The organism is Kitasatospora sp. NPDC004799, assembly GCF_040609095.1.
GTDB lineage: Bacteria > Actinomycetota > Actinomycetes > Streptomycetales > Streptomycetaceae > Kitasatospora.
Genome location: NZ_JBEXJK010000300.1, coordinates 1 through 10,079, shown reverse-complemented (window position 1 = coordinate 10,079; position 10,079 = coordinate 1). Strand labels below are relative to the sequence as shown.

Annotated in this window: 13 protein-coding genes; 6 read left to right on the top strand and 7 right to left on the bottom strand. The window is 73.3% G+C overall.

The genetic code is table 11. The features are described from left to right. Positions 1 to 364, bottom strand: a 364-nt coding sequence (locus ABZW03_RS29495; protein WP_355264775.1) for a hypothetical protein, incomplete at its 3' end; no start/stop codon positions are given. A gap of 228 nt (positions 365 to 592) precedes the next feature. Here ABZW03_RS29495 and ABZW03_RS29490 point away from each other — a divergent pair. Further along, positions 593 to 1,201 carry a DUF2306 domain-containing protein gene (locus tag ABZW03_RS29490; RefSeq protein ID WP_355264772.1) on the top strand — a complete coding sequence of 203 codons (609 nt, stop codon included), beginning with the start codon at positions 593 to 595 and terminating at the stop codon, positions 1,199 to 1,201. Here ABZW03_RS29490 and ABZW03_RS29485 read toward each other — a convergent pair. Then, positions 1,195 to 1,743 carry a nucleoside deaminase gene (locus ABZW03_RS29485; protein ID WP_355264770.1) on the bottom strand — a complete coding sequence of 183 codons (549 nt, stop codon included), beginning with the start codon at positions 1,741 to 1,743 and terminating at the stop codon, positions 1,195 to 1,197. The genes ABZW03_RS29490 and ABZW03_RS29485 overlap by 7 nt on opposite strands. Positions 1,744 to 2,066: 323 nt before the next feature. On the opposite strand from ABZW03_RS29485, the gene ABZW03_RS29480 reads away from it, so the two are divergent. After that, on the top strand, positions 2,067 to 2,468 hold the full coding sequence (locus ABZW03_RS29480) for a hypothetical protein (RefSeq protein WP_355264767.1): 402 nt from the start codon (positions 2,067 to 2,069) through the stop codon (positions 2,466 to 2,468). Positions 2,469 to 2,527: 59 nt separating this feature from the next. Here the strand turns inward: ABZW03_RS29480 and sigJ are convergent, their stop codons facing one another. After that, positions 2,528 to 3,472 (bottom strand): RNA polymerase sigma factor SigJ, encoded by a 945-nt coding sequence (sigJ, locus tag ABZW03_RS29475; RefSeq protein ID WP_355264764.1) that lies wholly within the window; start codon positions 3,470 to 3,472, stop codon positions 2,528 to 2,530. A gap of 170 nt (positions 3,473 to 3,642) precedes the next feature. On the opposite strand from sigJ, the gene ABZW03_RS29470 reads away from it, so the two are divergent. Beyond that, positions 3,643 to 4,119, top strand: coding sequence for a carboxymuconolactone decarboxylase family protein (locus tag ABZW03_RS29470; RefSeq protein WP_355264761.1), 477 nt, complete (start codon positions 3,643 to 3,645; stop codon positions 4,117 to 4,119). Between the two features lie 152 nt (positions 4,120 to 4,271). Here the strand turns inward: ABZW03_RS29470 and ABZW03_RS29465 are convergent, their stop codons facing one another. Together ABZW03_RS29465 and ABZW03_RS29460 are read right to left on the bottom strand one after the other, a co-directional pair. Beyond that, the gene (locus ABZW03_RS29465) at positions 4,272 to 4,784 is read right to left on the bottom strand and encodes an aegerolysin family protein (protein WP_355264758.1); all 513 of its coding nucleotides are present in this window, start codon (positions 4,782 to 4,784) and stop codon (positions 4,272 to 4,274) included. A 305-nt stretch (positions 4,785 to 5,089) separates the two neighbouring features. Further along, positions 5,090 to 5,728 (bottom strand): histone deacetylase, encoded by a 639-nt coding sequence (locus tag ABZW03_RS29460; RefSeq protein WP_355264756.1) that lies wholly within the window; start codon positions 5,726 to 5,728, stop codon positions 5,090 to 5,092. Positions 5,729 to 5,934: 206 nt separating this feature from the next. Between ABZW03_RS29460 and ABZW03_RS29455 the strand changes: the two genes are divergently transcribed. Then, positions 5,935 to 6,477 carry a DUF6232 family protein gene (locus ABZW03_RS29455; RefSeq protein WP_355264753.1) on the top strand — a complete coding sequence of 181 codons (543 nt, stop codon included), beginning with the start codon at positions 5,935 to 5,937 and terminating at the stop codon, positions 6,475 to 6,477. Then, complete coding sequence (locus ABZW03_RS29450; protein ID WP_355264750.1) at positions 6,474 to 6,806, top strand: hypothetical protein; 333 nt, start codon at positions 6,474 to 6,476, stop codon at positions 6,804 to 6,806. Before ABZW03_RS29455 ends, ABZW03_RS29450 begins: the two co-directional genes overlap by 4 nt. Before the next feature lie 177 nt (positions 6,807 to 6,983). On the opposite strand, the gene ABZW03_RS29445 is transcribed toward ABZW03_RS29450, so the two are convergent. Together ABZW03_RS29445 and ABZW03_RS29440 are read right to left on the bottom strand one after the other, a co-directional pair. Beyond that, complete coding sequence (locus tag ABZW03_RS29445; RefSeq protein ID WP_355264747.1) at positions 6,984 to 7,961, bottom strand: alpha/beta hydrolase; 978 nt, start codon at positions 7,959 to 7,961, stop codon at positions 6,984 to 6,986. Positions 7,962 to 7,996: 35 nt separating this feature from the next. Beyond that, complete coding sequence (locus tag ABZW03_RS29440; protein ID WP_355264744.1) at positions 7,997 to 8,569, bottom strand: helix-turn-helix domain-containing protein; 573 nt, start codon at positions 8,567 to 8,569, stop codon at positions 7,997 to 7,999. 113 nt (positions 8,570 to 8,682) lie between these two features. On the opposite strand from ABZW03_RS29440, the gene ABZW03_RS29435 reads away from it, so the two are divergent. After that, the gene (locus ABZW03_RS29435) at positions 8,683 to 9,912 is read left to right on the top strand and encodes a saccharopine dehydrogenase NADP-binding domain-containing protein (protein WP_355264741.1); all 1,230 of its coding nucleotides are present in this window, start codon (positions 8,683 to 8,685) and stop codon (positions 9,910 to 9,912) included. Positions 9,913 to 10,079: the final 167 nt, after the last annotated feature.

Below are 10,079 nucleotides of genomic sequence, written 5' to 3'. Positions count from 1 at the left end.
GGGCATCCCGGCGATGCTCATGGTGCTGGCCGCCACCGGGGTGCTGCGCGGCCTCCAGGAGGTTGTAGGCGCCGATCGCGTACGGGCCACCGGAGTTGAGCGTGCTCGGCCGGAAGGCGCCGTCAGCTTCGGCGTACTCGAAGGTGGCGGTCAGGAGGGCCGGCCCGGTGATGGTCGACTGCCCGATGACGGTGTTGCGCTCGCCGGACCCGCTGAACGACAGGTCCACGCCGCCGTCCTTGCTGGTGATCTTCACCTGCTGGGCGAAGGACGCGTTGGTCTTGGCCTTGACGGTGATCTCGGCCGCGGCGGGCAGGCTGATCTCGGCGGTGTTGCCCCTGACGAATACATAGGCGTCGGACATGGGATTCCTTCGTTCCGGAGGGAGTTCACGTGGTGATCGCCGCTCACGCTAGCCGCGCCGGGATCGATTCCCAGGAACACCCGACCGGGGACAACCCTTTCGAGGGAACGATCCCGGTATCAGGTTTCAACTGGGCGCCCCCGGAGAGGAGATGAGGGTTCTCTGAGGGTGCTATCTCCGGGAGAACCCGGATGCCGGCCCCGGGCCCGAGGCCCGAGACTCGGGGCCATGCGCATCACACGGGCCGGCTGGGCCGTCATGACGGTGCTCTCCACGCTCATCGTCGCCATGTCCGCCACGTACTTCCGCTTCGATCCGGAGACGTACTTCACGAGCCAGCGCGCCACCTACCTCAGCCACCGACTCCCGCTCTACGTCCACATCTTCGGCGCCGTCACGGCCCTGGCGGTCGGCCCGTGGCAGTTCTCCCGGCGCCTGCGGGAGCGGTGGCCGCGCTGGCACCGCCGCATCGGCGTCACCTACCTGCTCGCCTGCCTGGTCGGCGGGGTGGGGGCGCTGCTGCTGGCCCCGATCGCATACGGGGGCGCCGTCTCCGGGGCCGGCTTCGCGTGCCTGGCCGTGGCCTGGCTGGTGACCGGCGGCGCCGGGCTGCGGGCGGTCCTCGACGGCCGGGTGATCGACCACCGCCGCTGGATGGTCCGCAGCTTCGCGCTCACCTTCGCCGCCGTCACGCTGCGCCTGATGCTGCTCGCCGTGGCGGCGGCGCACCTGGACTTCCGTACCTCCTACCCGGCGATCGCCTGGCTGTGCTGGGTGCCCAACCTGCTGCTGGCCTGCTGGTTCACCCGCGCCCGCCCGGCGGCGGCCGGTCAGTAGGGGTGCTTGTTCGGCCTGCTCTTCCAGGCCCGGTAGGCGGGCTTGCCGAGCTTGGGGTAGCTCTGCTCGATGAGGATGCTGCGCTCGTTCAGCGGCTTCTTGAAGTCCTCGTACTGGTACTCGTCGCTGAACCCGATCTCCGCGGTGTCCTCCAGGTCCCGGCTGAAGTAGACGGCGTCGATCCGGGCCCAGTAGATGGCGCTCATGCACATCGGGCACGGCTGGCCGCTGGTGTAGATCTCGCAGCCCTTGAGCATCCGGGCCCGGAACGGCTCGCGGTCGGGGGAGCCGGGCTCGCGCCGGACGAGCTTCAGGGTGCTCCGGTCCTGGTGGTCCACCGCGATCGTCGGCGCCTCCGGGTTCAGCACCTGGATCGCCTTGCGGATGGCCTCCACCTCGCCGTGCGCGGTCGGGTCGCCGGTCAGCAGGACCCGGTTCTGGCCGCGGGCGACGATCTCGCCGTCGCGGGTGACCACCGCGCCGAACGGCCCGCCCCAGCCGTTCACCACCGACTCCGTCGCGAGGCGCACGGCCTCGCGCATGAACCTCTTCCTCGGCTTCTTCGCCATGACGCCACTTCCGGTCGGGAGGGTCCGGCCCCTTTTTCCGGCGGACGCGCGACGAGAAGGGGCGGATCGGCATATTCCTTCCAGGAGACAGCCACCCTCCGGGCCGCGGCAACCGGGGTTGCCGCACCCGGTGGCGGCCGTTAGCCCGGCCGGGCAGCGGCGTTCCCCTGCCCGAGTAAACGGGCGCTTACCCGAAAGCCTGGAGGGGGCGGTTCGGGTACGGATCGGTGTCGGCGCGGGGGACCACCCCCGCGTCGACGAACCACCGAAACCCTCGAAACCTTCAGGAGGCCTCCATGGCCCGCACGAAGCCGCTCGTCCTGACCGCCGTCGCCGCCGTCGCCGTCCTGGCCGCGAGCACCGCGGTCGCCGTCGCCGACGACAAGCCCGCCTCGAAGCCCGCCGCCAAGCCGTCCGTCACCGTGCCCAACGACCAGGCCGCCGCCGACCCGTCGCTGCTGGCCGCGCACAACCAGATCTTCGGCTCCTGGGTCGACGTGGCCCCGGGCGGGAACGGGATCGCCAGTGTGACCTGTCCGTCCGGTCAGGTGCCCACCGGCGGCGGCGGTCAGACCAGCGCCTTCCGGATCTTCTTCACCGACTCCTACCCGAGCGGCAGCTCGTGGGTCACGCGCGGTACCAACACCGGCACCGGGACCGAGTCCATCCGTGCGGTCGTCGTCTGCACCACTCCCTGATCCCAGGGCTGAACGGCCCGGGCCCGGTTCGCGGGCCCGGGCCGTTCCACGCCTGCGGGCTACCGCGCGGCCGGCAGCAGGCCGAGGTCCGAGACCGGGCCGAGGTGGGCGAGCTTGTCGGGGTTGGAGACGGCGCGCACCGCCCGTACCGTGCCGTCGGGGGCGAGGTCCAGCTCGATGACGTTGACGACGCGCCGCTCGGCGTCGTACGCCACCGCGCCCGGGCGGCCGTTGACGCGGGCCGGGACGAGGTGCACGCCCAGGCGGCGGATCCGGCGGAAGCCGCCGACGAGCAGCTGGGCGACGCGGCGAGGGTCGGTGACGGAGCGGGCGAGCGCGCGGGCCTTGCCGCCGCCGTCGCCCTGGAACACCACGTCGGGGGCGAGCATGCCGAGCAGGGCGTCCAGGTCGCCGCCCTCGGCGACCTCGAAGAAGCGGCGGGCCAGCTCCTCGCCCTCGGCGCGGCGGGCCGGGGGCGGCAGGGCGGCCCCGGACGATGTCAGGCGCTTGCGGGCGCGGGCGAAGATCTGGCGGCAGTTCGCCTCGCTGCGGCCGACCATCCCCGCGACCTCCGGATAGCCGTACCCGAAGGCCTCGCGCAGCGTGAACACCGCCCGCTCGACCGGCGTCAGGGCCTCCAGCAGCACCAGGAACGCCATCGACAGGCTGTCCGCCAGCTCGGCGTGCTCGGCCGGGCCGGGGCGCTCGGCGGTGGTGACGACGGGCTCGGGCAGCCACTCGCCGACGTAGGTCTCGCGCCGCACCCGGGCGGACTTGAGGTGGTTGATGCCCAGGCGGGTGACCGTCGTGGTCAGGTAGGCCTTGGGGTCGGTGACCGCGGTGCCGGCCAGGCCGGCGCGGGTGAGGCCGAGGAAGGTGTCCTGGACGAGGTCCTCGGCGTCGCCGACCGAGCCGGTCATGCCGTAGGCGATGGAGAACAGCAGCGGCCGGTAGCCGGCCGCGCCCGCCACGTCCGCCGTATTTGATTCCGCTGGTCCCGTCATGGAGTCCCCCTTGTCCCGATCGCGGCCAGCAGGCTATCCGAGGCCCGTCGCGGCCCGCGGGCGGGTGGTGTGGCGCAGGTCACGGCCCCTGGGCGGTGGTGGGCTGTCACAAAGCGGCGGGCTGTCCTGTCTACAAGGGCGACAACGGGACACCGACCGAGGAGCACGCCATGGAACCCCGCCTGAACCCCTTCGCCAGCGCCGTCATGGGCAAGGCCTTCAAGCACCTGATCGCGGCCAACCAGGCCGTCGGCGAGTCGGCCCTGCCGTACACCGTCCAGGAGCTGGTGCGGATGCGCGTCAGCCAGATCAACGGCTGCGGCGCCTGCATCGACATGCACTACAAGGAGGCCGTCCACGCCGGGGAGGACCCGGTGCGCCTGGCCCTGGTCGCCGCCTGGCGCGAGACCACCGTGTTCACCGAGGCCGAGCGCGCCGCGCTGGAGCTCGCCGAGGAGGGCACCCGGCTCGCCGACGCGGCCGGCGGGGTGAGCGACGAGGTGTGGGAGAACGCCGCCAAGCACTACGACGAGGAGCAGCTGGCGGCGCTGGTGACCGTCATCACGCTGATCAACGCCTTCAACCGGGCCAACGTGATGATCCGCCAGCCCGGCGGGAGCTACGAGGTCGGCATGTACCAGCACTGACCGGCCGCCGGGCCGTTGCGGCCCCCGGTTCGAACGCGGCGGGGCCGCCCGGCAGTTCGCCGGGCGGCCCCGCGGTTTCCGTGCGCGGCGTACGGACCGGGCCGGAGGCCGGCGCGGTCAGCGCGTCACCTTGCCGGAGGTGAGGGGGAGGATCAGGCCTTCCAGGCGCCCCAGAGGACGTAGGCGTTGTCGCCGCCGCCGCCCTCGCGGGTCGTGCGGAAGATGTTCCGGGTGGTGCCGTCGTCGTCGTAGCTGTTGGAACCGGCGTAGGGGTTGTTCCAGTGCAGCCTGACGGTCGCATTGTTGCGCCAGCCGTCCTCGCAGCCCTGGGCCGTGAACGTCACGGTGCCCTCGGTGCCGGTCATGAAGCCGTTGCTCTCGGACTGGAACACGGCCTCGCCGGTGTTCCCCAGCCACTGCGGCGGCTCCTGGCCCTGCGTCCAGATGCCGTGGGACAGGCTGTAGTCGGTGCGGTAGAGCGTGCAGCCGGTGCCGTTGTGCAGGCGGATCGTGGTGCTGCGGGCGGCCGACAGGGCGGCCTGGGCGCCGGCCGGGGCGGCCTGGTCCGTGGTGGTCGGGGCGGCCTGGGCGGTGCCGGTGGCGATGGTGCCGAGCCCGACGGCGGCCACCGCCGCCAGCGACGCGAAGCGTGCGGAGATGCGCATGGGGTCCCTCGATTCCGTGAGTCCTGGGTGGGTGGGCGGCGCGGGCCGTTTCCCGCGCCGTGGTGAACCCTGCGGAAGGTTGGTCGACAAACGATGGACGGCGCGGCCGGCGGCGGCCGGCGTTCTTGTCCATCGTTTGTCAAACGGCGGGGCGTACGGGCGCCGGCGTGGCGGAGGGGCTTGCGGGAACCTCCGGGGCGGCACGGGGAACTGCCTGGTCGACGGCTCGACGGCTCGACGGCTCGACAGCTCGGACCGAGGCGCGGGCCTGGGGCGTCCAGGGCGTCGGTCCGGGCGGCCCGGGGTCAGCCCAGCAGGGCCGCCACCGCCCGCGGCGTCCAGTGCCCGGCCGCGCCCGGGCGGGTGGCGAGGTAGCCGGCCGCGCGCCAGGGGCCCCAGCCGTGGGACTCGGCCAGGCCGGCGGCCAGGGTGCGCAGGTAGGGCGGGGCGGGGGCGTTGAGCTCGGCGCCGGCCACGCCCCAGGAGGCGGTGAAGGTCAGCAGCGGGTGGCCGTCCAACTCGCCGACGTGCAGCAGGGTTTCGTAGCGGCCCGGGCCCAGTTCGACGCGCCCGGCGGTGAGCACCGGGGCGAGGTCGAGGTCGGTGCCGGGGGAGCGGCGCATCTCCTGGGCGGCGACGTCGCTGAACTGACCAACCGTCAACAGGTAGGCGCGGCACGGGACTTCACCGGGCAGGTCCGGGTCGTAGAAGGCCGATCCGCCGCCCCAGGTGAGCGAGCGGCCGGCGAAGTAGAGCGAGCCCGGCAGTGCGGTGGCCACCGTCCGGCGCGGCGGGCGCCGGTCGCGGCAGCCGGGGTGCTCCTGCGCCCCGCCGTCCGGGCGGCCGCCGCGCAGGTAGCAGGCGAGGCGGGCGGCGTGCAGGTTCGAGCCGTACGCCACGTACCAGACGAGCGGGCCCCGGGCCGCCGGTGCCGTGTCCGCCACTCTCGCCCCTTCCGTCACTGCGCTGCGGTGTCCGGCGAATACCGTTCACCGGCGGGGGCGGCCGGAAACCCGCGAAATGACGTTCGATTCGTGCCGTCACCCGGCCGTGTCCTGTGACAGCCGATCCCCCTCTTCGCCACCGCCGTTCACTCGAAGATGATGGGCGGAAAGTGTGACTTCCGTCTCATGTCCGCACCGGCTTCGCTATGCTCCACACCTCATCGTTCGGGATTGGTCAGGAGGGTCCCTTGGCGGCCCAAGTAACAATCAACGAAGGCGTGTTGTGGGTAGGTGGCGATGCCTATCCGCTGCGCAACATCTCCCATGTCGGCCAGAGACGACTGACCGTCGACAAGGGGGCCGCGTGGAAGAAGTTCATCCTCCAGAGCATCGGCTGGTTCGTCGTGGGCGGCATCTTCGCCGCTGTCGCCGACAACGTGGGCGCGATCGTCTTCCTCGCCGTCGAGGCGCTTCTGGTCTGGAGGTTGGTCTCGGTCCTGCAGAAGCCGCCGGTGTACGGCCTGGTCCTCAACACCTCCGGCACCCAGCGCGAGGCCATCTGGTCCACGCAGCAGGAGGAGATCCAGCAGTTGATCTACGAGATCACCAAGGCGATCGGCAACCCCGACGTCGCGCAGACGGTCATCAACGTGGCCAACGCGGTGAACGGTGACGTCATCCACCAGTACGGCGACGGCAGCATCGGCAAGGCCCAGCACAGCGGCAGCGGGAACATCGGGGGATCATGAGCGGCGACCACATCCAGCAGTACGGCCCGGGCAGCATCGGCAAGGCCGAGCACACCGGCTCCGGTGACATCGTGGCCGGCGGCAAGACCGTCGGCGCGACCGCGGGAGGGCCCGCGGTGGAGGCCCTCCTGCGGGAGATCGAGCGGCTGCGCCCGCACCTGGACGAGAGCGACCGGGCCGAGGTGGACGCGGCGGCCGACTCGATCGCCGAGGAGACGTCCGCGGAGCGCCGGCGCGGCCTGGTGCAGCGCATCACCGGAATCGCGGCGCTGGTCGGCGAGGTGGGCGTGCCGGTGATCGCGGCCGCGAGGGCGCTGCTGGCGGGCTGAGACGGCCGATCGGCGGCTGTGCACGTTGAGGCAACGGGGCGTGTCCCGGGTGTGCCCCGGGACACGCCCCGGCCGCGCTCGGGGCAGGCGCAGGCGTAGCGGGCGAGGTGGCCGGATGAGCACTGCACGTGCGTTGGGCGTCGGGTGGGGCGGCTTCCCGCGCGGCTGGCGGCGGGCTCAGGTGGTGTGCTCGGTGACGAAGGCGGCGATGGTGTCCTGCATCTGGGTCAGGCCGGGCTCTTCGAGGGGATAGTGGCCGGCGTTGTCGAGCAGGACGGTGTCGACGGGGACCTTGGTGATGCGCGACAGGAAGGGCACGCTGAGGTGCAGCGGGGTCCAGCGGTCCTCGGCGGGCTGGGTCAGCAGCACCGGGCAGGCGTCGAAGTCCTCGGGCTCGACGGCCGGGGCGTAGCTGCCGTAGCGGTCGATGAAGCGGACGCTGACCCAGTTCCCGGCGGAGGTGCGGTCCTTGAGCATCACCCGCAGGGCGGCCGGGTCGTTGGCGAGGGCCGACATCTTGGAGGCCAGCGTCATCGGGTACTTCAGGCGGGCCGCGGGGGTCCTGGCCAGCAGGTGGAAGAAGGGGATGCCGGCGCGCGAGGTGAGCCTGTCGTGGGAGGTCTCGTCGCGGACCCGCTGGTCGCGCTGGTCGAGGAAGGTCATGCCGACGATGCCGCGCAGCGTGCCGCGGGGCGCCTTGGCGGCGACGTGGTACGTCAGCATGCCGCCCGCGCTCAGCCCGTAGAGGACGATCGGACGGTCGTCGCGGGACTGCTCGTACGCCAGGAAGTCGACCACGAGGTCGACCCAGTCGTCGTAGGACGGGGTGGAGCCGGCCCGGACCCGGGTGAGGCCGTAGCCGAGGTTGTCCAGCGCGACGGTCTCGAAGCCGCGCGCGGCGAGCGGGGCGCCCAGGACCAGGGACATCTGGCGGCCGTTGGTGCCGACCCCGTGGTGCAGGACGACCTTGGCCTTCGCGGAGGGGTTGCGGTAGCGGTCGAGGTGGACGCGGTGGCCGCGCCAGTTCCAGAACTCCTCCTCGGGCGCGGTGGCGTCGGTCAGCCGCAGCCGCTCGGGCAGGAACCGCTGGAGGTCGCGCCAGGCCTGCTGCTCGCGGTAGGTGGTCGGGGCGGTGGTGCCCGTGGTGGTGCTCATGGTGGTGCCTTTCGCCGGCGGCCCGCCGGTGGGGGTCAGGCCGGGGTGGGGGCGGGGCGGGCGAGCGCCCCGCGGGTGATCATCCGGACGCCCGCGCGCAGTTCGCGGCGGACGGCGTCGGGGTCGCGCAGGTCCTCCTCCAGTCCTCGGGTGAAGGTGAGCAGGACCTGCGCGGCCTGCCGCGCGGTGTCGGGGGCGGCCTGGGCCAGCGCCGAGGCCAGGAGGACGGCCAGGCCGTCGGTGTAGTCGGTGACCAGGCCGGGCGCCTGGGCGGTGGCCGCGGCGAGCAGCTCCTGCGCGTGCGCGGGGCTGTCGTGCCAGAGCCGGATGGCGACCTCCAGCTTCACCGTGAGCACGGCGACGACGCGCTCCTCGGGCGTGCCCGCGGCCGCGGCCGCCTGGACGGCCGCCGCCCCGGCCTCCTCCAGCCGGGAGCGGACGATCGTGACGACCGCCTCCTCCTTGCTCCCGGCGTACTTGTAGACGGTCGGGCGCGACAGCTGGGCCTCCTCGACGATGTCGGAGACCGTGGTGCGCCGGAAGCCGTTGCGGCAGAAGCAGCGGTAGGCGGCGTCGAGGACGAGCTGGGAGGAGGGGACCTTCGGCATGCTTACAAAGTTAACACTCGACTCGAAAAGTGTAAACTCGGGAGAGTCGGGAGACTTCCCCGGCTGCCCCCGCCCGTGAGGGGCAGCCGTCATCGAACCCAGGAGGCGCCACCGTGGACAGCCGCAGGATCGTCCTGCTCGGAGCGACCGGCTTCACCGGCCGACGGGTGCTGCGCGAGCTCCTGGCCCGCGGCGAGACGCCGACCCTGGTCGGACGCGACCGCGCCAGACTGCTCGCGCTGGCCGAACACCACCGCGCCGAGCTGCCCGTCGCCGAGGCCGACGCCACCTCGGCCGCCGACCTCGCCCGCATCTTCACGGGCGACGACGTCGTCGTCTCCACCGTGGGCCCGTTCGCGCGGCTCGGCAAGCCCACCATCACCGCGGCCGCCGAGGCCGGAGCCCACTACCTCGACTCCACCGGCGAACCGCCGTTCATCCGGCAGGCCTTCACCCTGGACGCCCTCGCCGCCGCCAGGGGCGCCACCCTCGTCCCCGCCTTCGGCTACGACTACGTCCCGGGCAACCTCGCCGGCGCACTCGCCCTCACCGAGGCCGGCGACCGGGCCCGCCGCGTCGAGATCGGCTACTTCCTCACCCGATCCGGCGGCGGGCGATCCGGCGGCGGGCGCTCCGGCCACGGCAGCGAACTGCGCTACCGCAGCACCCTGCGCGACGCCTTCACCCTCACCACCGGCGCCACCCGCGCCTCGCTCGTCGGCGCCGCCGTCGAGGACGCCTTCGCCCACCGGCGCCCCCGCACCGGCGGCCCCGCCCGCCTCGTCGACGAACGCACCGGCGCGCGCCTGCTCACCTTCCGCTACGCCGGGATCACCCGAACGGCCCTGACCGTCGGCGGATCCGAACACCTCGGCCTGCCCGAGACCTTCCCCCACCTCGACGGCGTCGACGTCGGCCTGGGCTGGCTCGGCCGCACCACCCGCCTCGTCCAGGCCACCACCACCCTCACCGCACCCCTGCTGCGCACCCCGGCGGTCCGCCGCTCGCTCACCCGGCTCTCCCAGCACCTCCCGGGCTCCGCGCGCGAACCCGACCCCGACGGGCGCGCCCTCGTCCTCGCCGTCGCCCGCGACGCGGCGGGCCGGGCCCTGGCCACCACCGCCCTGACCGGGCCCGACCCGTACGAGATGACCGCCTCCCTGCTCGCCTGGGGCGCCGCCCGGGCGGCATCCCCCGACGCCGCCCTCACCCCCGGCGTCCACGGCCCCGTCGCCGCCTTCGGCCTCGACGCGCTCACCCGCGGCGCCGCCGAGGCCGGCCTCCACCCGGCGGGGCGGACGGCCGTCTCGGATCCGCATGCCCCGGGCGGCCCCCAGGGCTGAACCGGCCTCCGGGGCACACCCGGGTGAAGCAGGACCGCACGGCCCCGGGCAGCCCTCGTCGGACCTGGTGAACGGCTGCCTCACACCCCCCTTGAGGTGGCCGGGCCCCTGAATCCCGCTGCCGGGGAAGGCACGCCGAGCGCAGCGGGCGCAGCCTCCGTCTGACG